The sequence below is a fragment of the Sorlinia euscelidii genome (assembly GCF_036452135.1).
Lineage (GTDB): Bacteria > Pseudomonadota > Alphaproteobacteria > Acetobacterales > Acetobacteraceae > Sorlinia > Sorlinia euscelidii.
Genome location: NZ_JAWJZZ010000001.1, coordinates 82,109 through 105,088 on the forward strand (window position 1 = coordinate 82,109; position 22,980 = coordinate 105,088).

Genomic DNA, 22,980 nt, shown 5'->3' on the forward strand with positions numbered 1-22,980 from the left:
GAAAATACATCATGCAGCGCGTTTTTTCAGGCATTCAGCCGACAGGCACCCCCCAACTCGGCAATTATCTCGGTGCGATCCGCAATTGGGTCGCGTTGCAGCAGCGTTATGACTGCGTTTTCTGCCTGGTGGATCTCCACGCTATCACCGTTTCCCGGACACCGGCGCAATTGCGTGGAGACACACTGACCCAGGCCGCCTGTCTGCTCGCATCCGGCATCGATCCTGAGAAACATATTCTCTATAATCAGTCCGCCGTCTCCGCCCATACGCGCCTCGCCTGGATCTTCAACTGCGTCACCCGCCTGGGCTGGCTCAACCGGATGACGCAGTTTAAAGAGAAAGCCGGTAAGGACCGTGAAAATCACTCAGCAGGGCTGTATATTTATCCGAGCCTGATGGCGGCGGATATTCACGCCTTTAAAGCCACGCTTGTCCCTGTTGGTGATGATCAGCGTCAGCATCTGGAACTCGCGAATGATATTGGCGAGAAATTCAATCATGATTACGGCGTCGCCTTTTTCCCGCATATTGAGGGATTGATCCCGGCTGAGGCCGCGCGTGTCATGAGCCTGCGGGACGGCACCAAGAAAATGTCCAAATCCGACATTTCTGCGCAGTCACGTATTGAACTTACCGATTCCGCCGATGAGATCCGACTGAAAATCCGGCGCGCCAAAACGGATTCGGACCCGATACCGGCCACGATCACTGAATTGGCGGAGCGCCCTGAAGCGCTTAATCTCCTCTCCATCCACGCCGCCATCGTGGAGGAAAAGCTCGAGAACGTCGTCGCGCACTTCTCCGGTCAAGGTTTCGGGCATGTCAAATCGGCCTTGTCGGATGCGCTGATCGAGAAAATCGTCCCGATCGGGGACGAAGCGCGACGCCTCATGCATGATGAAGCCTATCTCGTCACTATTCTGCGTCAAGGCGCTGAAAAGGCGCGGGCGATTGCCGAGCCGATTGTTGATGAGGCGGAAAAAATCGTCGGCTTTATCCGTTAAGCCCACCAGCTCTAAGGAAGGGCGTTACGGGTAACATGCGACAGGCATTTCACACTCTTAACATCACCACCCGCCAGAAGGGCCTGATCAATATCACGGCCTCTGTGGAAGACTGGGTCGCTGAGACCGGCATTGAAACGGGCCTGCTGACATTATGGTGCCGTCACACCTCCGCCTCCCTCACTGTGCAGGAAAATGCCGACCCGACCGTCCTGCGTGACATTGAGGCCTATTTTGATGACCTTGTCCCGGAAACGCGGCATTACCAGCATGATTATGAGGGGGCCGACGATATGCCGGCCCATCTCCGTAGCTTATTGACAAACACGCAGCTCAGCCTCCCTGTCAGGGACGGGCGCACTGTCCTCGGCACCTGGCAGGGGCTGTATCTGTTTGAACATCGTCGCCGCCCCCATCAGCGTCAGATCGTGCTCCATTTGATGGGTGACTGAGCGCCCCTTGATGAAGCTTTCAAGGGACGTCTGACCAGTCTGGCAGAAAGAACTTCGCCGGGCAGCTACTGCGCCTTCCTGTTACGGAAGCAAAAGCACGCATGTGGGGGAAATCCTCTATCGATGCGGGGTTGAGCGCAAGCTGAACTTCAACGAGAATGGCGCGCTTCTTCACGTCGCGTCGACAGCGCAGCACGATCCCGCCATTTGGAAAACGCGGCCAATCCCGACGGGCAGCGGCAAAAAACGCCGCACGCGATATTTTCTTACCGACCCCGGCGCGCAGAAAAGCCGCCATATCGGTTTGCAGGAAATCCTCACGCACCTTTAGCGCCGATCGGATCGTTTTATCCGGGTCAAGCTCAAGACAGGCGAGGTGCTTTTCGGCTTCATGCGCCACGAGATCCCGGCCCGTATCCGCCGTGACGCGCCTGAAAGCCGCCTGCGTCTCCGCACTTATCGGGGTCGCCCGGCTATGAGCCCCGATCGGAACGGCCTGACATCCCCTCTGCTCCCAGATTTTTTCGGGCAGGCCGGCATTCTCCAGCGATCTGGGTTCAGAGGGCCAGATGCCGTGTAGCCCGATGAGATTTTCATGGGCCGTTTTTGGCGTACATTGCTGCGAAACAAGGCAGAAACCGGGCAACCAACTGAGGGCAATCGTGTAATGATCAAACTTCGTATTTGGTAATGCCGCGTGGGCCTGGGGGGCACATAGGCTCCAAAGCACCGCCAGGACGCCCATGAAACGACATGGTGAATGCGGAAAACGGGAAATTTTCATTCCATGCCTCTCATAAATAAATTCTCTCATGAAATTTCCGACCTCATCCCGCGCCTGTCCGCCAGGGTTAAGGCTCCTTTAACGGTGGTGAACTTAGGGCGACTGATCGACTTCTGTAAATTGAAAACCCGGCCCAAGGCGACCTCCAAATGCGCCCTGTTGGTGCCTCGTCTCGTTGCGCCACGTTAGAAAGATATGAATTTTCGTAAAGCGTTGTTAAAAGGGTTTGTCGCACGTCATGCCATTTCAAACAAAGGGTGCAGGACATGATTGTCAATAGAGGTCGAGGCCTGTGGATCATCGTGCGAGAGACCTCGACGCCGCTTATTATTTTTGCGGCCTGGGACTTTATCGTCGTCATCCTCTATCAGATTTACCATCAGGAATGGATGGAGCAACCCGCCCTTCCCGTCTCCTTAATGGGCTCTGCCCTGGCCCTGTTTCTTGGGATGCGTAATAACGCGGCCTATGCGAGATGGTGGGAGGGGCGCAGTCTCTGGGGATCTGTGACAAATAATTGCCGCTCCTTCGCCCGTCAGGCCGCCTCCCTCCTCGAAGGTCGCCCGGACCTCGCGCGCGCCATGGCGGCCTATCCCTATCTGCTACGCAGCGCCCTCTCCGGCCTGAATGAAGGCCCGGACCCCCAACGCCTCCTGACGCCGCACATGTTTGAACGCGTCATGGCGCGCCGTAACAAACCGAATGCGCTTCTCTATGAAATCGGGCTTGAAGTCGCGCGGGAAGTTGCTGAGAAGAAAATCGACGGCGCGGTACATGGCACGGTTGACCGCATATTGAGTGATCTGGCCAATTCCCAGGGCGGGTTGGAGCGGATCAAAAACACCCCGCTTCCCATCCAATATTCGACGATCCCGCTTTTTGTCACTCATGTTTTCTGCATCGTGTTGCCGCTTTCAGCTGTACAGACCCTGGGATGGATCACCCCGCTCGGCTCCAGCCTTGTCGGTTTTCTGTTTCAGGCGCTGGATAAAAGCGGGCGCGATCTTCAGGAGCCCTTCCGCCCCAGCGTGCACGCCCTGCCGATGCTGACCATGTCACGCACGATTGAAATCGACCTTTTACAGGCAATCGGGGAGAAAGTCGGGCCGCCTATTGAGCCTGTCAATGACGTGCAGCCCTGAGCCACGTCTCTTTTGCAAAGGATTGCAGACAAATCCCATTATTTATGTTACACGCCTCAGATGAGCAAATCGAGAACCACTCTGAGCGAAGCGATTGAAGACACGACGCCCCGTAGCGCCGCAACATCATCTCCCCATCCGACGGAGCCCGCCACCATGAAGGAGGCGCCGTTCCAGGAGGGCGATTCGATTGTTTATGCCGCGCATGGCGTGGGCCGCGTTGACCGCATCGGTGTTGATGAAATTGCCGGGACGAAGCTGGAGTTCATCCAGATTTCATTCCCCGGCAACCAGATGACGTTGCGCATCCCGCTTGCCAAAGCTCAGAAATCCGGCCTTCGTAAAATCGTCACGCAGGACATTGTTGATAAAGCGATGTCGGTCATTAAAGGCAAACCCCATGTCAGCCGCGGCATGTGGGCGCGTCGTGCCGTCGCTTATCAGGAAAAGATCAATTCCGGGGATCTTGTTCAGATTGCCGAGGTGCTGCGCGATTTACGCCGGAATGTCGATAGTCTCGATGGCAGCTTCAGTGAGCGCAAACTTTTTGAAGCCGCGCAGGAGCGTTTTGTCAGTGAAGTCGCGATCCTCGAAAATCGCGATTCCGCGGTTGTGTTGCAGGAACTGACAGAAAAAATGAAGGCGCTTTCCTGAGATCCTGCTTCAGGGACGTCAACTTGCCCGCTGTTATCTCACTTGTCCTTCCGGCAGCGGCTTCATCTGTTTGCTTCTGACATGCCAGGGGAGAGACCTTGATGACACAGAAAACGCAGCCGCCTTTTAAAGGTAAAACCGTTCTCGTCACAGGCGCGTCGAAAGGTATTGGTCGCCAGATCGCCCTCGACTTCGCGGCGCAGGGCGCGCAACTCGCCATAACCGCCCGCCATGATGACGAGCTTGACCTTGTGCTGCGCGACATGAAAAACGCCACGCCCGGCAGGCACATCAAGCTAGAGGCCGACCTCGCGGATGAAAAGAGCGTTCGCAAAGTTTTTGAAGATACGGTCTCCCATTTTGGTGGTCTGGACATTTTGATCTGCAATGCCGGTATGCAGATCGCCGCGCCGTCCGAAGACATGAAACTTGATGATTTTGAGGCAGTGCTGAAGCTCAATCTCACAGCCATTGTCATTAATGCCCAGCAGGCCATTCGTTATTGGCGGGACCATAAAAAGTCAGGCACGATTGTCGTCACAAGCTCTGTCCACCAAAAAATCCCTAAGCCCGGCTATCTCGGTTATTCCGCCAGTAAGGGTGCCCTCGGGAATGTCGTGCGCACCCTGGCGCTTGAATTCGCGCAATATGGTATCCGCGTTAATGGGATCGCTCCGGGGGCGATCGTCACACCGATGAACGAGGATTGGACGAAAGACCCGAAGAAGCGGAAAGCCGTCTCAAGTCACATTCCAATGCGTCGACCCGGTGAGGCTTCAGAGATTTCCGCCGGTGTGCTTTTCCTCGCTTCAGATGCGGCGAGCTACATTACCGGCCAAACCCTTTACGTCGATGGCGATTTAACGCTCTACCGCGATTTTGAAGATAATTGGTCGTCCTGACACCTACATAATCGGAGCTGGTTGTGCCGCAACACGACAAAATCCTGATTATCGAAGATGATTTCCTCATCGGCGCCTGCCTTGAGGAATTTCTGATTTCCAGCGGCTATGAGGCGCTGATCACCACAAGCTGTCAGGAGGCGCAAACCGTTTTCCGGCAAGAGGGCGATATTGCGGCGGCAATTATCGACCTTACCCTGCCCGATGGAGACGGTTTTGCGTTAGGGCGCGTTTTATCGCAGGAAAAACCGGGCCTCGCCATCATCTATACTACCGGGAACATGATGGATGCCAGCACCCTCTCCCCACGGGAAAAATTTGCCGCCAAACCCTATGTTTATGAGGATCTCGTCGCCCAACTTGAGAGCCTGCTGAAGTAACCCCCTGACGCGCGGAGGGGAATTCGCCCCGCGCCCGGATAAGTCCCGCCGCTACACTCTTGTCCGGATGCGCCAGGCAGTGTTACCTCCTCAACATGGTTCAGCTCCCCGACGCCATTTTATCGCGCATTAAGTCCTTCATGGCATCGCACGAGCGCGTTCTCCTCGGCATTGCCGGGCCGCCCGGTTGCGGTAAATCATCCCTTTCAGCACAGATCAAAACTTATTTAGGGCCGGAAGCCGCGATCCTGCCCATGGATGGCTTTCACCTCGCCAATGAAGTGCTTGACACCTTGGGCCGCCGCCAACGCAAGGGCGCGGAGGACACATTTGACAGTGCCGGCTTCGCCGCCCTCGTGCAACGCGTCGCACAGCCGGGTGAAGACCAAATTATTTATGCGCCGGATTTTAAACGTGAGGTGGATGCCGCGATTGCGGGCGCCATCGCCATCGCGCCATCATGCCGCCTCGTAATCATTGAAGGGAATTACCTGCTTTGTGACGGCCATTGGCAGGTCGCGCGCCGGCACATGCATCAAGTCTGGTATGTCGATGTCGATGATGCCGCGCGTAACATGTGGCTGGCGGCGCGCCACGTCAGTTTCGGGCGCACGCAGTCTGAGGCGGAAGCCTGGATCACCCAGACAGACGCGCCCAATGCGCGTTTCATCGAGTCCTTTAAATCCCGCGCGGACTGGGTCATTCCGCGCGGCATCATGGAAGCGCTTTATCAGTAATCCAACCCGTAACTCAGCCCAACGCTGGAGCCAGGATCATTCTCCGGCGTGGTGAAACCGGTGATCTGCCCCCCTGTTCCGACCGTCGTGTTCAGTTTGAGGCGTTTTGTTAAATCAACCTGAACCTGCGCCTGCGTGCCGGAGCCCTGCGTCGCCTGCTTCGCCCCGACATAGACGCCCTTCGTAATATATTTCCCGGCTTCGACGCTGGCCCCGCCATCTGCCACGCCGGAGCCCCCGCCAACAGCGAGGCGGTCCAGCCCCAATAGGCCACGTATCTTGGTGAGAGGGTCAAAACCACCACTGCCCCCGGCGATCTGGGCCAATGCTGTGGCGAGAGACGCCATTTGCGATGTCGTGAGCTGGGGCGTCATGCTGCCAAATAACAACATTGCTAACACCTGGTCCCGGGGGAAGGACGGTGAGGAGGTGAAGTCGATCTTCGGAGCGCTGGCATAGCCGGAAACAACGAGGCTGGCCGTCGTGCCCTGCACGTTGCGGTCCGCGCGGAAATCCAGAGACGGGTCAAGCTGGTGCTCCACGCCCGAGCCATTAAACCCGACGACACCGTGGGAGAAATTGAGGTTGACACCTGCGAGATTGAAATATCCCCGCCGCATATGGAAACTTCCCTCAATATTCGGTGAGTTGGCCGTGCCGTTTATGTGCAGCGTGCCCATCATTTCCGCATCCAGCCCATGGCCCCTGACGTAGAAACTCCCAGGTGAGGCCACTTCAAGATCCAGGTTGACTTTCATCCCGCCATCGCCTTGCGCCGCATCGCGTGAAACTTTCTGATCAGGCCATATGACGTTAAGCTTGGGTATGGAGGCCGGGACGGAATCCGGGATATTAACGGTGACTGTATCGAGCTTCACCTTTCCGGACAGATCCATCGCCTCACTGAGCTTGCCTCTGGCGCGCAATGAGGCATCAATCACGGCGGTGATCAGCTCACTCGAAATCGGCCGGGCTTTGTGCGCGTTCACGGAGATGTCCAAGGGTATTCCCGGCTCAAGGACACCGACTGACCCGGAAACACCGATCTCTCCCTCTCCGGCGCGACCGACGATATCCTGCAGAATAAGCTGATTATTGACGCTGACGATACGGCCATTGATCCCATGCACGGACAGGCCCTGCGCATAATTTGAGAAAGCCACGTCCTTCAATGTCACAGCGCCGCTGATCTGCGGCTTTTGAACAGTGCCTTTGGCCTGGAGATCCGTCATGACCCGCCCCTGCACGGCTATCCCGCCCGCCCCCGTGACGGCGTCAGCAATACGAAGGTTAATCTGGCCACGCGTCGCCAGATTTAAGGCACCTGTCCCTGCGAGGGGGGCCGTGCCCGCCACGTTCATATTAAGGTCACTTCCGGCGTGGGCCGTCGCCTGAAGCTGAAGATTCTCCCCTTTTATGTCCCCAATGGCCTTGATCGTCGCGGAGGGCAGAGCCGCCGCATCGCCGGATAGAGCGTGAAGATGATCTGCTAATAAGGTGACTCGGCCTTGCGGCGAGGCTGTCGAACCCGCGAGTTGCGCCGTTGCGGACAGGACGCCATCAATATCGAGGGAGGGCGCAAAAGGCGATGCAAAGGCGGGCCGAAGGTTTTTCAGCGTCATCTGAACGGAGAATGCTGGTGAGAGGAATGCGTGTCCCGTCAGGGAGGCTGGCGCAATGCCGGGTTTTGAAAGGCTCAAAGAAATATTATCCACCCCGGTGCGCGCCCCCCATGTCACAAGCAGCGGTTTGGTCAGACGAAGCACGTCATCTTTCAGTTGCGCATTTAATTTTGTGACATGTGCCGTCTGCTTCATCACATCGGCCGTGACGTCCGATGACAAAGTGAGGTCAGTGCCGAAGAACGGGTCAAAGTGAGAGCGTAGATTGAGGTGCAGGTCATCCGGCGGCCCATTTAACTGTGCCGATGCCGCACCTGTAATCGTCCCGGTTTTGATCTGATCAAGTTTAAGGCGCGCTGAAATTTTGGGATTTGTTTCAGGATCAGTCACATAGGCCGTCAAATTCAGCCCGCCGAGCTGAAAATCCGGGCTTGTGATACGTCCATTCAGCATAGCATCCACACGTTGACGATGCCCCGCCATGGCCTCCTGCGTCGCCGCTTTGAGGGAGATATGTCCCGCTAAAGCCTGGCCCGCGAGGGCGCTGAAATGGTTGAGGTCCGCGACATCAATCTGCGCATTTCCGACCGGAAAGATTTTGTGCGGTCCAAGGCGCATATCTGCGTGTCCCTTCACGCCGCGCCATGCAAGTCGCTCCAGCGTGAAGTGATGGCCACCATTTTCATCACTTGAAAGGTGGGAGACGAGATCCAACGGTGCTGAATCGAGCGTGCCCGACGCTTTAACGAACCCCTCGGGCCGGTTTGGCAAATGTTTAAACGCCGTTGACAGGGTGATTTGTCCATCCGCGGCTTTATTGAGGCCGATCGCGCTTTTCAGTTCAGATGAGAGGGAGAAATCATCGATTTTTCCGTCAAGGGTCGCGACAAGATCGGCATGGCCTCTGAGATTAGGCGCGGCATTTTCCAACTGAGGCAGCTTCACTTTCAGCCCGAGTTGCAGTTTCTGCTCCGGCTGCAAACCGGCGGAACCGGATGCCTCAACCCCGAGATGCGGGTTGGTGATGGAAAGATCTTTCAGATGATAAACGGGCTTCCCGCTACTCACTTTCTGTTTGAAGGACAGATGAAGTTTTGTCAGTCCCTGCACCAGGCCCTGCCAGGCCCGCGGCGCCTCGGAAACGGAAATTTGCGTGTCATTTGTGAGACTCGCCGCGTCAGATGACGTGCCGGACCACGCAAACTGCGCCTTACCCTCAAGATGCCCTGCCATTTTGACCGCGCCCAAAGCCGCAAAAGGGGCGAGGTCCGGCAAGTTGTAAGCGACGCGGCCTGTCAATCCAGCTTTCGTCTCTGCATCGCCTTTAATTTTAAGGATTCGATGTGCGATTTTGAGTTGCACCGGCCCCCCACGTGCTTCGGGTAGGTAAGTCGCGGTCATGATAATCGGATCCGCATCAAATGGATGCGAAGGCAATGCATCTGATTTGAGATGGTCGATTTGGGTGCGAAGTGACAATATTTCCGCTTTCCCGGCATCGGCGTGCCCGTCAAATTGCAGATTGACCCGCCCTATCTGCGCCGCTGCGCTTGTCAGGTGGTTGATGGTCACGTTTCCCCGTCCAAGCGGCGCGAGGAATGGTCCCTGGAGATGGATTGACCCTGACAGAGATTGCCAGCCTGCCATGGATGCGAACTGCATGGCGCCGATCTGCGCGTCCAGATCGAGCTTCGCTTTCTGCGCCGGGAGATTCAAAAGGGCCTGACCCGCAATGCGCCCGTCCCCGATCTTCGCGTCCAGCATTGCGGCGAGATGCTTATGCGGCCCCGCTGCTTCGAGGTTGAGGGTAAGAGGGACGGCCCGCGGTTGAGTGATAAGCCGCGCCAGAAACGCGTTGGAGGGGTCGGCCGCATCAAGATGAAGGTTGAGGCGACGCGATGAATTCCTGACGTCAAGCTTCAGATGGCCTGCCTGGTCAAGGCGCGTGACATTCAGCCCGATTTGCAGTCTGGGCAGGCGCTTGAGGTCCACCCCGTCGAGCAGCCGCGCGAGATTCACGATGTGCGCACGGCCCTTGACGGAAAAGCGCGCCGCCACCCCGGCCAATGGTGCGCCGATTTCAAGCCTCTCCACGTCAAGCCGACGCAATTGGATGGCGAGATGCAAATATCCTGGTGAAAATGCAGAACTGTCCGATGTCGTCGCGTTGGCTTCTTCGGGGACGGGCATCCGGGAAAGTGAGACGGTTTGCGCCAGGACATCATCAATTTTGACCCGCATATGCAGCAGGGCCAGCGGATGCCAGCGCAACGTTACATGGTCCGCCGCAAACCAGACACCCTGCTTGTCTCTTAGACTGAGATGCGCCAATGAAATCTTCGTCGGGAAGCGACCCGAGAGACCTGCGATATCCACCATACCGCCCGTCAAAGACGGCACCTGCTTTTCCACGAAATGGCGACCATAAGATGTGTTGATGAAGCAGATTACCGCCACTGATCCCACAATCACGCATGAGAGTAAGGCCAGAATGGCGAGAAACAGAAATCGCCAGAGTCGCCGGGATCTCGACAGAGGCGCTTTATCGGATCCTGACGGTTCGGGAGGCCGGCTGAAGATATCATCAGACATCAGAAAGTCTCCCCAAGACCAACATAGAACTCCCACTTATCCCCATTGCGCGGACGGTTCATGGGTAGGGCAAAATCCAGTCGCACGGGGCCGATCGGGGTGTAGTAGCGCACGCCAGCGCCATATCCGACGCGCACGGTCCCCTGAAAAGGGCGGCTCCCCTCACCAACCTGCCCGGCATCGACAAAGGCTGCGACGCCGAATTTCTCCATCACGCGCTGTCTGAATTCCACTGTCCCGGCATCGAGCGATGTGCCGCCGACGGCGTATTTCCCCTGTTGCGGTCCGATGCCCTGATAACGAAAGCCTCGCACGGTTGCGGGACCACCTGCGTACAGGCGCTGATCCGGCGGGATCTGAAAAACCGAGGCCCCCTGAACGCTGCCAACAATGCCGCGTATCGCGATGATGGAGCGCCCCGGTTTCGTCAGCCCTAAACGGTTGAGGTCAAAATAATGCGATACACTCGCGCTCAGGACGGTGAAGAAGGAATTGCCGTGTTCAAACGATTCCGAAGGCGTGACGGTGATATTGGCGCGAATGCCGTGGGTCGCGGGTTCAATCGGGTTGCTCACCTCCGTGCTGTCATAGGTGGCACTGAGCGGGATGGACGCGATGAAATAATCATTCTCCGCGCCGAACTGACGGATTTTTTCCTGCTCGACGGAGAGGCTGGCGCCGATATTCCAGTAGCGACTCACATTGCGGGAGATGCCACCCCGGATGATCAAGGCTGTCTGATGGTAGGAGTAAAGAAATTGCTTTACACCTTCGACACGCAGGCTGAGATTTTGCTGCCGACGCAGAAAATCCGGCTTGAGCAGATCCGTGTAAAAATCATAGCCCAGCCCTTGCTGGGCGGAGCCACCGAGGCCGGTCATCAGGGCTGTCACTTTCAGCCGCTCGGCCCCGCCGAAAAGGTTGCGATGCGTCCAGTCCACACCGGCGCGCCCACCCAGATCGGTCGAATATCCCGCCTGGCCCGCGATATTCCGCATCTTGGATTCCTGAAGCTTGATGACAACCGGCATTGCCTGCTGAAGCCCATGTTGCGGCCGCGCAAGTGACACTAAAGGGGGTTCATTTTTCGCCCCGACATAAGAGAAGATACCGGTATCGACGATATCCTGACGCGCATCCTCGATTTTCGAGGGTCGATATAATTCACCCTCATGGAGTTGTAGCCGATTCTTCAGAAAGGAAAGCCGCGTGCGCTTCATGCCGGAAAAAGTGACAGGACCAATCGCCACGACCGGCCCCTCATAAACCGTCAATTTAAGGTTAAGCGTTTTGGCAGTCTTATCCACCATGGCGATGGGCGCATCCACCCGCGCTTCCGCATGTCCGGTCTCAAGCAGATCATGCAGCAGGCGCCCCCGCGCCGCCAGCACGTCCTCCGCAATCGCGGGCTGACCGGGCTTCAGCCCGAAACGCGCCTGCGCAGCCTGCGGCAGGGTGATGGGGCGGCCCCAGGCGACGCCATCCGCTTCCGGTCCCTTCGCCTTTTCCGCGTCACCCTTGACAGGTGGAAGGGGGAGAAAAAACGCGATTGTCCCGATTTCAAAAACATCACCTTTGACGACTGAGATGTTGATATGGCGCTGACTATCCTGACCCGCGGCCCGGAGATAATCCAGCAAATGAGGGTCTTTCGCGTCGATCGGCGCCTTCCCCGCCAATGTCACCGTGATGATTACCTGACCGTCATAATAGCCGCGACTTTGCAGCGCCTCACCGATATTACGATAATCTGACCGCAACCGGGCGATGAACGCGAAATCACCCGGATATTTCGCCTTCTGTAACGAGATGAGCAGGGACGAAGCGGTCACAAGCGGGTCAAGAGCATCATCACCTGACGGTTTAACATCAACATCATAGCCGGACACATCCCGCCCCTCAGCAAGGCCGATCATCAAGCCCGAAATCAACAGAACTTTCAGAAAATGTCGCAAATAGGCTTTCAAAGCGTCTTCCCGAATATGCGATGTGCGTGACCAGATTTTAACCGTTGCGTTCCTGTCAGAGAAAAATGGCGAATTTTCGTCACGCGTGCGGAGGTTAACGCTTTTGTCGGATCTTCTGCAAAGATCAATCCCCCATCCTGCCGTGACGCCAATGGGCGGGAAGGCAATGAACCTTCTCCAGCTTATAAGGTTGAATCTCGAGAGTTGTCACCCGCCCGGATTGTGCATAAAGTCGTGGGTGATCCCAAGACACCGCCGGAACGGGGACGCGTTTAGGCGGTAACCGAAAACGAAAGAATCGTTTTGAGACCCATGCAAGATTTTCTCTGCTCGGCCTGTTTATCAGTTGTGTGTCCCGTCTGATGCCTCACCGAGAAGGACCGCCCCCGCCTATCGCCAGCGCACCGCCATCGGGCACGTCTCCGGTCACGAAATATGGCGTGCGTGATACGTTTTCAGCCCGGCTCCGGTCCGTCTACCGCATTTCAGGTGCACTCCTCCTCACCGGGCTGATGGCGATCCCCCAATCCGTTCTCATCCGATTTGATGGTTGGGGGAAAATCTGGGTGGCACGGGTTTATTGGGCGACAATCTGCCGCATTCTGGGCCTTGAAGTCCGCATCATCGGCGCGCTCGCTGGTAAAAAGCGGGATCGCAAAGCCGTGGAGCGTGGTGAGAAGCCGGTCATTTTTGTCGCCAATCATTGTTCCTGGCTTGATATCCCGGTCGCGGGCGGCGCGCTGCCGACGGTTTTCGTGGCCAAGCAGCAAATTGCGGAATGGCCCGTCATTGGCACGCTCGCCCGGCTTGGACGCACGATCTTCGTCAGTCGACAGCGAAATAATACGGGGCGAGAGCTTTTTGATATGTCGTCGCGTCTGCGGGCGGGCGATAATCTGATATTATTTCCGGAAGGCACGTCTTCTGACGGGCGCGATGTCCTGCCTTTCATGTCCTCTTTCTTCGCCGTCGCGAAGCCGTCAGGCAAGACGGATGAGGCCTCCCTTCCACCCCCCGTCCTGATACAGCCTGTTTCCATCGTCTATGACGGGTTGAATGGCCGCGATGTGGGGCGTGAGGATTGTGAAGTCTTTGCGTGGTATGGCGATATGGATCTGGCGCCCCATATCTGGCAGGTCACGCGATGGCGTCGAATGCGGGCCAGCATTCTGCTGCACCCCCCATTGACCCGGCAAGTTACCCGGATCGGAAAAGTCTCTCCGCTGCTGTTTATGATGTTGTGGCCCGGGGCGTGCACCACCTGCATGAGGGTCATGACAACCTGCCTGAACCCCCAGAACCCGCAATGCCCGCCGCGCAAAAGCGGGTCAAGCCGCGTGAAAAGTCTCAGGAATTTGCAGATAATCAGGTATAAAACCCGATAATTCCATGTTCCTCATCGTGCACGCGCAAGATGTGAAGCGACAAAATATTGGATTCCGGGCACGAAGGCGCTATAACGCGCTCTGATCACGTCTGCTGCATCATTTCACTGATCGATCTGCCTGTGGGATGCAGCCATCCGGGACATAATTAAGTGGCGACTGCCCTGAGACACATGACCGATAATACCGCCACGACGACAAAGCTGAAGAACCTCCATGTCATCACGTGGGGATGTCAGATGAACGTCTATGACAGTGCGCGCATGGAAGACGTTCTCCGCCCGCTCGGTTACCGCCCTGTGTCACAGGTTGAGCATGCCGACATGGTCATCCTCAATACCTGTCACATTCGTGAGCGCGCGACGGAAAAGGTGTTTTCAGAGCTTGGCCTGCTGAAAAAAATCCGGGAGGACCGCCTCGCCCAGGGGCATGAGCGCATGGTGATTGCCGTGGCGGGATGCGTCGCCCAGGCGGAAGGGGCTGAAATCATCCAGCGCGCCCCTTATGTTGATATCGTCCTCGGCCCCCAGACTTACCACCGCCTGCCTGAAATGGTTGCGCGCGCAGCCCGCGCCGGGGGCCATGTCATTGAGACGGATTTTCCGGTTGATATGAAGTTTGACTTCCTGCCAACAGAAGCCGCGCCGCAAACGCCGGAAAATCTTTCTGCCTTCCTGACGATACAGGAGGGATGCGACAAATTCTGCTCCTTCTGCGTCGTGCCTTACACGCGTGGCGCCGAGTCCAGCCGCTCTGTAGCATCCATTCTGTCGGAAGCCCGGCAGATGGCGCGCCATGGCGTGCGGGAGCTGACCCTTCTGGGCCAGAACGTCAATGCCTATCATGGGCTTGATGCGCAGGGTGCGTCGGCGGACCTGCCTCAACTCGTCCGGGCCTTATCCCGGATTGAGGGGATCGCCCGTATCCGTTACACCACCTCTCACCCACGGGATGTGACACAAAGCCTGATCGATGCCCATCGGGATGAGGCAGCACTGATGCCGTTCCTGCATTTACCGGTTCAATCAGGGTCTGACCGTGTTCTGAAAGCGATGAATCGCGGCCATACAGCGGATGAGTATCGCGACATCATCCGACGCTTCCGCGCGGCAAGGCCGGACATCGCCATCTCATCCGATTTCATCGTCGGCCACCCGGGTGAGACAGATGATGATTTTGAGGCGACCCTGGCGCTGATCCGCGATATTGGTTTCGCGCAGGCCTATACGTTCAAATATTCTCCGCGCCCCGGTACACCCGCGTCCGCGGCGGATTTTCAGGTGGATGAAGCGGTCAAGGATGCGCGCCTGCAAATCGTGCAGAAATTGATCCGCGCGCAGCAGGATGCCTTCAACGGGGCGCTGGTCGGGCGGGACGTCGCCGTGCTGCTGACGCATAAAGGTCGTAAACCAGGACAGGTTGTAGGACGTTCACCTTACCAGCAGCCCGTCATTATCGACGCGCCGGAACATATGATCGGGCGTATCGTAACGGTTCGGATTCTGCACACCCTCACCAACTCCCTGGCGGGGGAACTTATCCGGGAGACTATCTGCGCTTGAGCGAATTTTCTTCACTCCGCAACCCGCTTCCTCACGAGCATTCCAACCCCCAGACTGAAAATTGGCCGAGAACGGCCGAGAAAACCGACACGAAGCACAAAGCTTCGATCAGGTTTGATAATAATAGCTCTCTGCAACGCGTCCTCGGCCAGTATGATCAGCACCTGCCGATCATCGAAGACGGCTTTCAGGTCAAATTAGCCTGTCGCGGCAATAAAGTGGCGATCTCCGGCAGGCAGCAGGATGTCGCCCGCGCGCAATCCGCCCTTCTCAACCTCTATAACAAGTCGGAACTGGGCGCCCAGCCTGACAGTGCGATGGTGGCCGCCATCGTGCGTATGGTTGGCGCGGCGCCGCCGGCAGAAGACGGGTCTCAGACAGATCTGCCCCAGCCTGACGCTTACCTTGATAATCTTCCGCAGATTCGCACGCGACGCGGTGAGGTTGCGCCCCGCTCACCCGGTCAGACGGATTATATGCGGCGGCTTCAGTCCGGGGAACTCGTTTTCAGCGTTGGCCCGGCAGGCACGGGCAAAACCTATCTGGCCGTCGCCCAAGGCGTCGCCATGCTCATGGCGGGCAAGGTCGAGCGCATCATTCTGTCGCGCCCCGCTGTGGAGGCGGGTGAACGCCTTGGCTTCCTTCCCGGTGACATGCGGGAAAAAATCGACCCGTATCTGCGCCCGCTTTATGATGCCCTGCATGATATGCTGCCCGCGGATCAAGTCGTGCGACGTCTTTCGAGCGGGGAAATCGAGGTGGCGCCTCTGGCCTTCATGCGGGGCCGCACCTTGTCTCATGCTTTTGTGATATTGGACGAAGCCCAGAATACGACCTGCGCCCAGATGAAGATGTTTCTCACCCGCCTTGGCCATGGGACACGGATGGTGGTGACGGGTGATCTCAGCCAGGTTGACCTTCCCGCCGGCGTCAAATCAGGCCTGCGAGACGCGATTGAGACCCTTGACGAGGTCGACGGCGTCCATGTCATCCGGCTTGAATCGCGCGATGTTGTGCGGCACCCTCTGGTTGGGCGCATCGTCGATGCTTATGATAAAGCCCATCCTGCGCAAAAATATGCGCAGCGCCATCAACCACCCTCTTAGGAACAAGATGGAACCTCCACCTTCCGGGCAGGATAATCATCACGCCCCTCCGCCGGGGCAACATCATAAAAATGTCCCTTGCGACAGCGATATCATCGTTCAGGATCGCCGATGGCACGCCGCCGTGCCGCGTCTTGAAATGCAGGTCAGGCGCGCCATCACCCTGTCCGCATGGATGACGCACCGGCCTTATCACCCGACCGTCCTCCTGACAAATGATCGTGCCGTCAAAACGCTCAACGCGCTTTATCGCGGGCGGAACAAGCCGACAAATGTCCTCACCTTTGAGGCTTCCGGGCCCTTCGGCGATGGCGATATTGCGCTGGCCTTCGAGACGATCCGACGTGAAGCATCGTCCAGTGATAAAAGCTTTACAGCGCATATGCTGCACCTGCTGGTGCACGGCATCCTGCATCTTGCGGGACATGATCATTTATATGCCGGTGAAGCCCGACGGATGGAGCAGGCTGAAGCCCGCATTCTGGCCCGACTGGGTGTCGCCAATCCCTGGCGCGTAAGTGAGAGGGGCTGGCGATGAAAAGCAGGACAGGAAAAGCCCGGGCGTCATTCTGGCATCGCCTTTTTGAAAACTGGCGCGGCGGCAGTCATCGGGAAAGGGGCGTGCGCGGCTCCATCGCCGCGCTGATTGAAAAAGCCGACCATCCCGGCAATCTCGGCGCCGCGCCAGAACTGGATCGGCAGGAGCGCGCGCTTCTTTATAACGTGCTTCATCTGCGCGGGAAGACGGCAGATGACGTGATGATCCCGCGCGCCGATATTGTCGCGCTCTCGGCAAGTGTGGATCATGACGCGGCGCTTGATTTCATGCGCCGGGAAAATCACTCCCGCGTGCCCGTTTTCGACGGGGAGCTTGACCATATTATCGGCATGATCCACGTCAAGGACCTGATCGCCTATCAAAATACCGGGAAGGCCTTTTCCCTCCGGGATCTGCTGCGGCAGCCACTTTTCGTCGCGCCCAAAATTCCGGTTCTGGACCTGCTGCTCCAGATGCGCAAGAGGCGTACGCATCTCGCGCTGGTCATTGATGAATATGGCAGTATCGACGGGCTCGTGACAATTGAAGACCTCGTCGAAACCATTGTTGGCGAGATTTCGGATGAGCATGATGAGCCCGTCGCCCAATCCATCGTGCGGCGACAGGATGGCACGTTCGACCTCGATGCCCGCCTGCCGGTTGAGGAATTTGAAAAGCGATTCGGCCCGATCCTGAATGAGGCGGAGCGTGAGGCCGATATTGAGACGATTGGCGGGCTTGTCTTCCGCCTCGCCGGGCATGTGCCCATTCGTGGTGAAGTCTTCACCCATGAAAGCGGGGTGGTTTTTCGCGTTATGGACGCCGATGCACGCAACATTCGGGCGCTGCGCGCGTCAATGCCTCAAGGATGGCGTGAATCCGCCCCGGATGAGGCGCAACTTTCCAACGGCGCTTCCTTGGAAAATGATCACGCTTCGTGTCATAATACGGCATTCGAATAAGCTGTCATGCCAACTGATACCCGGAGTTTATAATAATGAAGCTGACGCGCCGCTTCCTCCTCGCCGCCGCCCCGACAACACTCTTTCTGCCGAAAGCTTTCGCTGCCGGCGGTATGCTCGCCCCGCGCCTGATGGGCAACCCTGATGCCAAGGTGAAGGTCCATGAATGGTTTTCCCTCACCTGCTATCATTGTGCAAGATTTCAAAAAGAGACCTTCCCCCGTGTCAAAGCTGAACTGATCGATACAGGCCGCATCGCCTATTATTTCCACGAGTTCCCGCTGGATCAGGTCGCGCTGCTGGGCTCGATGCTGGCGCTTTCCCTGCCGAATGATCGCTACATCCCTTTTTGTGAAGCGCTGCTTTCAAGCCTGGATCGCTGGGCCTTCGCGCGTGATGTTGACCCTGTAAAGCAACTGCGCCAAATGGCGGCCCTTGCTGGGATTTCCGGCACGGAATTTGACCGCATCAATGCAGACAATAAATTGCGGCAAATGATCATCGACACGCAGGATCGTGATCAGAAGCGTTACCATATCGAGGGAACGCCTTATTTCCGCTTCAACACAATTGAGTATAAGGCGGAATTGCGGAGCTATGACGACTTCCTCAAAGAAGTCAAAAAAGCCGAAGCCTGAGTTAAACGGCAGCACCCGGCATGAAGGCAAGCTTTACCGCGTTACGGATTGCCGGGTTTAAAAGTTTTGCTGACCCTGTCACGGTTGATCTTCGACCCGGCCTGACTGCGATTGTCGGGCCGAATGGTTGCGGCAAATCCAACATCGTTGAAGCTTTTCGCTGGATTATGGGAGAGAGTTCCGCCCGGGCCCTGCGTGGTGGGGAGAGTGATGACCTGATTTTTGCAGGGACCGTCGCGCGACCGGCTCGCAACCTTGTCGAGGTCAGCCTCGTGATCGAAAATGCTCGCGGGCTGGCCGCCGCACCCCATCACGAGGAAGACACGCTGGAAATCATCCGCACGGCCAAGCGCGGCGCGGGGAGTGATTTCCGTATCAATGGCCGACCCGCGCGGGCACATGACGTCACGCAGATTTTCGCCGATCTGTCCCTCGGGGGGCGCAGCCTCGCCATTGTCAGTCAAAATCGCATTGGCGCCCTGATTGACGCCAAACCTATTGATCGCCGAAGCCTGCTGGAGAACGCCGCTGGCATATCCGGCCTCCATTTCCGTCGGCGGGATGCCCAGCTCAAACTCCGCCAGGCTGAGGCCAATCTCCAACGCGCGGAGGATGCGACTTTTCAGCTGGCGGAACGACGCGACACGCTTGAGGCGCAATCCGCCTCCGCCCTCGCTTATCGTGAGGCCGTTGAAACCATCAGGGCGGTCGAGGCGCATCTCCACGCCGTGCAACTGGCCCGCGCCGACGCGCAGATCACTGGGTGCGCGGCGGCGACGCAAGCCGCCCTGGCCAAAATCGCATCATCTGAAAAAACCCTCCAGCATCTATCGGACCGTCGACAGACCGAAGCCGAACAAACTGTCAAATGGGAGATTGAAAGCGAGACCACGCGCAACGCCATCGAGACGCTTCGTCTGGCGATTGAGAAAGAGCGCCAGATCATGGCGCAGAATGAGTCGGATCAGAAGCGAATTCATGCCGCGATCTCAGCAGCGCAGGAGGAGAGGAACCGCCTCCAGCAACGCATTGACGCCATGTCGGCCGAGGTGCAAGCCTGCCACGAGACAATCCGAACCCTCGCCGCCCAGCTCTCCCAACTCCCGAAAGACATTGCTGATTGTGACGCTGACCTCAAAGAGGCGGAGATGTTGCGTGACAAGGCCATGCGCACGCGGGAAGCGCAGGAGCAGAGCTTCATGCAGGTGCGGATCAAAGCCGATGCGCTGAACCGCCAGCGTCTTGAAGCTGAGAGATTATGCGCCTCCATTGACGCGGAATTGGCGGATTGCCATCGTCAGAGGGAGGAAGAGCGCGCCGCCATCCCGCGTGTCGAGGATATTGAAACTCTGGAAACGCGGATCACTGAGAATGATGAAGCCGCCGCCTCTGTTCAGGATGCGCTTGAAGTGCAGAAAGCAGCCCTTCGGCAGATGCAGATACAGGGTGAATCCACCGCGCGCCGCCTTTACGCGCTGAAACAGGATATCGCGCTGCGCGCGGCCGAACATAAGCGGCTGACAGCTCGGCGCGATGCTTTAAACGCGCAGTTGCTCAAAGCAGAGGAGCGACAGAAAGAGGCCACCGCCGCCGTTGTGAGCGAGGCGCAACGGCAGGCTCTCGAGACGCATCAGGAAGAAGCCCGGAAACGCGTCGCGGCCTTGCGCCTAGAGGAAGCCACACTTGGACAGGCATGGCGTGACGCGGGCGACGCGCTCGCGGCGCAACGCCTCTCGCATGATACGGCGCTCCAGCAAAGGTCGTTTCTGCAACGGCAGAGGGAAAGCGCGGAGCGCGCCCTGCACTCCCTCACCCGCCAGCTGCGCGATGCCGTCCAAAAGCGCGCCACCCATCAGGCAGCGCGCATCGATGAAGACAGGTTACGGGACGCCTCGTCTCAAGCCCGCGCGGCCCGGAAACGTCGCGATACGTCTCAAAAAAACGTCTTGAAGCTGCGTCAGTTGTGCGCGGCTTATCAGAAAGAGCTGCGCGCGGCGGAGGACGCTGTTTTACAGTTGGAATCGACAAGGATTCGTCATCAGGCGGAGCAAAGCGGTCTCGAAGGCACGGCGGTTGAGGCGCCCGGGACGGGGCGATTGCTTGACCTGCTTGAAATACCCCCGGCGCTTACAGCCGCTTTGGGGGTGGCGTTTCAGTCGGGTCTGGATGCGCAGCTTGCCGCCCCACAAGCACAGCGAAGCTGGGAGGAACTCCCGGCACGGGATTGCGGCGGATTTCCCGAGGATGTGACGCCGCTTAATCGCTGCATCAATGCCCCCGCCGCGTTGCAAACTTTTCTTTCCGCCACCGGGCTGGTGCCGTCCGCGGCGCGCGGTGCGGCGCTTCATGCGACGCTCAAGCCGGGTCAGGCTCTGGTCAGCCGGGAGGGCGCCATCTGGCGTTGGGACGGCTACCGACAGACGAGCGACCTGCCATCCGAGGCCGCCTTGCGCTTGCAGAACAAGGCCCGACATGCCGCATTGACCGCCCTCATCAGTGCGGTGTCAGCACAATTTGAGGCGGCCACGCAGCAACGCGACAATCTTGGTAAAAACCTGACCGAAAGCGTCCGACGCCTTGACGCCGCCGAAACCGATTATCTGGACGCGGAGACGCAATGCAAACAATGCGCGGACGCCCTCACGGAGCTCGAAAACCGCCAGTCCCAGTATGAGGCGCTCCACGCCCTGCTGGAAAGCCAATGCGCCGCGTTGGCGCGACAGGAACAAGCGGCGCAGGCACAGTTTGACCAGGCCGCCGAGGATCTGGGGCAATTGGCCGACGAAGAGGGGATCGCAGCCCGCTTACTGGCAGCGCAGCAAATTTACGATGAAGCGGTCCAACGTCATGAAACATGTTGGAGCGCTCTAAGGGCGGCAGTCAAAGCCGAAAATCAGGCGCAACAAACCTGCGAGCAGTCGCTTGCTCATCATAGGGCCGCATCGGCGCAGCTGGAAGATCTCGCCCAGCAAATCGCAACGCTGCGTGCGGAGCGCGTCGATCTTGAGACGCGCCTCCAGCAAACCGACACGACATCCCTGCGCGCCGAATTGCAGGAGGTTGAGGAAGCGCAAGCGCAGCAATTGCGGAAGCGGGACGCCATTCAAGCGGATTTTGATGCGTCTGAAGCCCGAAAAGCCCAGCTTGAGCGGACGAAGACAGATCTCCTGACGACGCTTCGCACATTGCAGGATCACCGACTTTCCCGTCAGGGCACGCTGGCAGCGCTTGATGAGAGGTCAGACGCGCTGGGAAAGCGTCGCACCCTGGCGGAAGAGGCTTTGCACGCCCTTCCCCCGCCAATGGACCACGCGGAGGATATCGCCGCCCTTGATGCGGCGCGTGAGACGGAGCAAACGCTTCGGGTCAGGCGCGATGGGCTTCGGGAGAAAAAAACCACTCTTGCCGCCGCTTTGCAGGACGCAAAATTACGGCAGGAGACGGAGTCATCCCGCCTTGCATTGCATGAGGCGCAAATCGCGACTTATCAGTCCGACCTTGCCCGCCTCGCCGCGCATGATGCGCGCCTGTCGGAGGAGCAAAATCTCATTGCCGTTGCACGACAGAAAGCGGAGCAAGCATTCTCCCCCCTTGAGGCGCGCCTCACGGAGACATGCCAGCATTATGAGACATTGCGGGCACAGTTGGAGAGAAGTCGCGACGCCTCTATGTCGCTGGGACACGCTATCCGGGAAACGGAAACAGCGCTGAATGAGGCGCAGGCAGAGATTGAGCGCGCGGCAGAAAAACATCTTCAGGCCAGCACGATGCGGGATCGCCTTCTCGACTCACCCCCACCCGCACCGTGTAAAACCGCGCCGGAGGATATTTCGGAGCGGGCCGAGCAGAATTTGCGCCGGGTTCTGACACAAGCCGTGCAGAAACGGGATTCCCTCGGCGCCGTCAATCTCCTTGCGGAGAAGGAATTCAGAGAGATCGAGGCGCAGATCACCGCCACCCAGGCCAATATCGACGAGATCAAAGCCGCGATTGACCGCCTCCAGACCAAAATCGCCCATTTGAATAATGAGGGCCGCAAAAGGCTGCGCGCGACTTTCAAGGACGTGGATGCGCAATTCCAACGTCTTTTTACCCGAATTTTCGGCGGTGGAAAAGCTAATCTGGCCCTTGTCGGCGGGGATGACCCGTTAGAGGCAGGTCTTGAAATCTATGCCCAACCGCCGGGTAAAAAACTTTCGACACTCTCCCTCTTGTCAGGCGGTGAGCAGGCTTTGACGGCGCTTTCCCTTCTATTTGCGACATTTGCTTGCGAACCTGCCCCGATCTGCATCCTTGATGAGGTCGATGCCCCACTGGATGAAGCCAATACCGTGCGGCTCTGCGCGCTTGTTCGGGATATGACATCGCAATATGGCGTTCAATTTATGATCGTGACGCATCAGCAGGTCACGATGGCCCATATGGATCGGCTTTACGGCGTCACCATGCAGGAGCGCGGCGTCAGTCGCATTCTCTCCGTCGATCTGTCTCATGCAATTGAGATGGCGGAAACTGTCAAATCGGATTAGTAAGGAAGGACGTGTCGCGAA

Annotated in this window: 17 protein-coding genes; 14 read left to right on the top strand and 3 right to left on the bottom strand. The window is 57.8% G+C overall.

The window, feature by feature from the left end; translation table 11 throughout:
- The first annotated feature begins 11 nt into the window (after window positions 1–11).
- Both trpS and CGLAMM_RS00395 read left to right on the top strand, forming a co-directional pair.
- Window positions 12–1,007, top strand: a complete 996-nt coding sequence (trpS, locus tag CGLAMM_RS00390) for a tryptophan--tRNA ligase (protein ID WP_394819985.1) — start codon at window positions 12–14, stop codon at window positions 1,005–1,007.
- A gap of 35 nt (window positions 1,008–1,042) precedes the next feature.
- On the top strand, window positions 1,043–1,459 hold the full coding sequence (locus CGLAMM_RS00395) for a secondary thiamine-phosphate synthase enzyme YjbQ (protein ID WP_394819986.1): 417 nt from the start codon (window positions 1,043–1,045) through the stop codon (window positions 1,457–1,459).
- Between the two features lie 19 nt (window positions 1,460–1,478).
- On the opposite strand, the gene CGLAMM_RS00400 is transcribed toward CGLAMM_RS00395, so the two are convergent.
- Window positions 1,479–2,243, bottom strand: a complete 765-nt coding sequence (locus CGLAMM_RS00400) for a ribonuclease T2 family protein (RefSeq protein WP_394819987.1) — start codon at window positions 2,241–2,243, stop codon at window positions 1,479–1,481.
- A gap of 266 nt (window positions 2,244–2,509) precedes the next feature.
- On the opposite strand from CGLAMM_RS00400, the gene CGLAMM_RS00405 reads away from it, so the two are divergent.
- The 5 genes from CGLAMM_RS00405 (at window position 2,510) to CGLAMM_RS00425 (ending at window position 6,058) form a co-directional block, all read left to right on the top strand.
- The gene (locus CGLAMM_RS00405; RefSeq protein ID WP_394819988.1) at window positions 2,510–3,385 is read left to right on the top strand and encodes a bestrophin family protein; all 876 of its coding nucleotides are present in this window, start codon (window positions 2,510–2,512) and stop codon (window positions 3,383–3,385) included.
- Between the two features lie 156 nt (window positions 3,386–3,541).
- A complete protein-coding gene (locus tag CGLAMM_RS00410; protein ID WP_319807825.1) occupies window positions 3,542–4,039 on the top strand; it encodes a CarD family transcriptional regulator in 498 nt (165 codons plus the stop codon).
- Between the two features lie 101 nt (window positions 4,040–4,140).
- Window positions 4,141–4,941, top strand: a complete 801-nt coding sequence (locus CGLAMM_RS00415; protein WP_394819989.1) for a glucose 1-dehydrogenase — start codon at window positions 4,141–4,143, stop codon at window positions 4,939–4,941.
- Window positions 4,942–4,964: 23 nt separating this feature from the next.
- Complete coding sequence (locus CGLAMM_RS00420; protein ID WP_394819990.1) at window positions 4,965–5,321, top strand: response regulator; 357 nt, start codon at window positions 4,965–4,967, stop codon at window positions 5,319–5,321.
- A gap of 95 nt (window positions 5,322–5,416) precedes the next feature.
- Window positions 5,417–6,058 (top strand): nucleoside/nucleotide kinase family protein, encoded by a 642-nt coding sequence (locus CGLAMM_RS00425; RefSeq protein WP_394819991.1) that lies wholly within the window; start codon window positions 5,417–5,419, stop codon window positions 6,056–6,058.
- On the opposite strand, the gene CGLAMM_RS00430 is transcribed toward CGLAMM_RS00425, so the two are convergent.
- Both CGLAMM_RS00430 and CGLAMM_RS00435 read right to left on the bottom strand, forming a co-directional pair.
- Window positions 6,052–10,272, bottom strand: a complete 4,221-nt coding sequence (locus CGLAMM_RS00430; protein ID WP_418115228.1) for a translocation/assembly module TamB domain-containing protein — start codon at window positions 10,270–10,272, stop codon at window positions 6,052–6,054. The two genes, CGLAMM_RS00425 and CGLAMM_RS00430, sit on opposite strands and share 7 nt — an antisense overlap.
- Window positions 10,272–12,188 carry an autotransporter assembly complex protein TamA gene (locus CGLAMM_RS00435; protein ID WP_418115229.1) on the bottom strand — a complete coding sequence of 639 codons (1,917 nt, stop codon included), beginning with the start codon at window positions 12,186–12,188 and terminating at the stop codon, window positions 10,272–10,274. The genes CGLAMM_RS00430 and CGLAMM_RS00435 overlap by 1 nt, the downstream gene beginning before the upstream one ends.
- Window positions 12,189–12,601: 413 nt before the next feature.
- Here CGLAMM_RS00435 and CGLAMM_RS00440 point away from each other — a divergent pair, with 413 nt between their 5' ends.
- The 7 genes from CGLAMM_RS00440 (at window position 12,602) to CGLAMM_RS00470 (ending at window position 22,959) form a co-directional block, all read left to right on the top strand.
- Window positions 12,602–13,624, top strand: a complete 1,023-nt coding sequence (locus CGLAMM_RS00440; RefSeq protein ID WP_418115230.1) for a lysophospholipid acyltransferase family protein — start codon at window positions 12,602–12,604, stop codon at window positions 13,622–13,624.
- A gap of 173 nt (window positions 13,625–13,797) precedes the next feature.
- Window positions 13,798–15,186 carry a tRNA (N6-isopentenyl adenosine(37)-C2)-methylthiotransferase MiaB gene (gene miaB, locus CGLAMM_RS00445; RefSeq protein ID WP_394819994.1) on the top strand — a complete coding sequence of 463 codons (1,389 nt, stop codon included), beginning with the start codon at window positions 13,798–13,800 and terminating at the stop codon, window positions 15,184–15,186.
- A 107-nt stretch (window positions 15,187–15,293) separates the two neighbouring features.
- Entirely contained in the window at window positions 15,294–16,292 is a 999-nt protein-coding gene (locus CGLAMM_RS00450; RefSeq protein ID WP_394820107.1) for a PhoH family protein, read from the top strand.
- Between the two features lie 7 nt (window positions 16,293–16,299).
- Window positions 16,300–16,830 carry an rRNA maturation RNase YbeY gene (ybeY, locus tag CGLAMM_RS00455; protein WP_418115231.1) on the top strand — a complete coding sequence of 177 codons (531 nt, stop codon included), beginning with the start codon at window positions 16,300–16,302 and terminating at the stop codon, window positions 16,828–16,830.
- Window positions 16,827–17,792 carry a hemolysin family protein gene (locus CGLAMM_RS00460; protein ID WP_394819996.1) on the top strand — a complete coding sequence of 322 codons (966 nt, stop codon included), beginning with the start codon at window positions 16,827–16,829 and terminating at the stop codon, window positions 17,790–17,792. Before ybeY ends, CGLAMM_RS00460 begins: the two co-directional genes overlap by 4 nt.
- A 35-nt stretch (window positions 17,793–17,827) precedes the next feature.
- On the top strand, window positions 17,828–18,430 hold the full coding sequence (locus tag CGLAMM_RS00465; RefSeq protein ID WP_394819997.1) for a thioredoxin domain-containing protein: 603 nt from the start codon (window positions 17,828–17,830) through the stop codon (window positions 18,428–18,430).
- 20 nt (window positions 18,431–18,450) lie between these two features.
- Window positions 18,451–22,959: an AAA family ATPase gene (locus CGLAMM_RS00470; RefSeq protein ID WP_394819998.1), complete on the top strand. Its 4,509-nt coding sequence runs from the start codon at window positions 18,451–18,453 to the stop codon at window positions 22,957–22,959.
- Window positions 22,960–22,980: the final 21 nt, after the last annotated feature.

What these genes read in the sequence shown, in the direction of transcription:
- trpS (WP_394819985.1), top strand. Translation starts at nt 12, where the DNA reads ATGCAGCGCGTTTTTTCAGGCATTCAGCCGACAGGCACCCCCCAACTC.
- CGLAMM_RS00395 (WP_394819986.1), top strand. Translation starts at nt 1,043, where the DNA reads ATGCGACAGGCATTTCACACTCTTAACATCACCACCCGCCAGAAGGGC.
- CGLAMM_RS00400 (WP_394819987.1), bottom strand. Translation starts at nt 2,243, where the DNA reads ATGAAAATTTCCCGTTTTCCGCATTCACCATGTCGTTTCATGGGCGTC.
- CGLAMM_RS00405 (WP_394819988.1), top strand. Translation starts at nt 2,510, where the DNA reads ATGATTGTCAATAGAGGTCGAGGCCTGTGGATCATCGTGCGAGAGACC.
- CGLAMM_RS00410 (WP_319807825.1), top strand. Translation starts at nt 3,542, where the DNA reads ATGAAGGAGGCGCCGTTCCAGGAGGGCGATTCGATTGTTTATGCCGCG.
- CGLAMM_RS00415 (WP_394819989.1), top strand. Translation starts at nt 4,141, where the DNA reads ATGACACAGAAAACGCAGCCGCCTTTTAAAGGTAAAACCGTTCTCGTC.
- CGLAMM_RS00425 (WP_394819991.1), top strand. Translation starts at nt 5,417, where the DNA reads ATGGTTCAGCTCCCCGACGCCATTTTATCGCGCATTAAGTCCTTCATG.
- CGLAMM_RS00430 (WP_418115228.1), bottom strand. Translation starts at nt 10,272, where the DNA reads ATGTCTGATGATATCTTCAGCCGGCCTCCCGAACCGTCAGGATCCGAT.
- CGLAMM_RS00435 (WP_418115229.1), bottom strand. Translation starts at nt 12,188, where the DNA reads ATGATCGGCCTTGCTGAGGGGCGGGATGTGTCCGGCTATGATGTTGAT.
- CGLAMM_RS00440 (WP_418115230.1), top strand. Translation starts at nt 12,602, where the DNA reads ATGCCTCACCGAGAAGGACCGCCCCCGCCTATCGCCAGCGCACCGCCA.
- miaB (WP_394819994.1), top strand. Translation starts at nt 13,798, where the DNA reads ATGACCGATAATACCGCCACGACGACAAAGCTGAAGAACCTCCATGTC.
- ybeY (WP_418115231.1), top strand. Translation starts at nt 16,300, where the DNA reads ATGGAACCTCCACCTTCCGGGCAGGATAATCATCACGCCCCTCCGCCG.
- CGLAMM_RS00460 (WP_394819996.1), top strand. Translation starts at nt 16,827, where the DNA reads ATGAAAAGCAGGACAGGAAAAGCCCGGGCGTCATTCTGGCATCGCCTT.
- CGLAMM_RS00465 (WP_394819997.1), top strand. Translation starts at nt 17,828, where the DNA reads ATGAAGCTGACGCGCCGCTTCCTCCTCGCCGCCGCCCCGACAACACTC.
- CGLAMM_RS00470 (WP_394819998.1), top strand. Translation starts at nt 18,451, where the DNA reads ATGAAGGCAAGCTTTACCGCGTTACGGATTGCCGGGTTTAAAAGTTTT.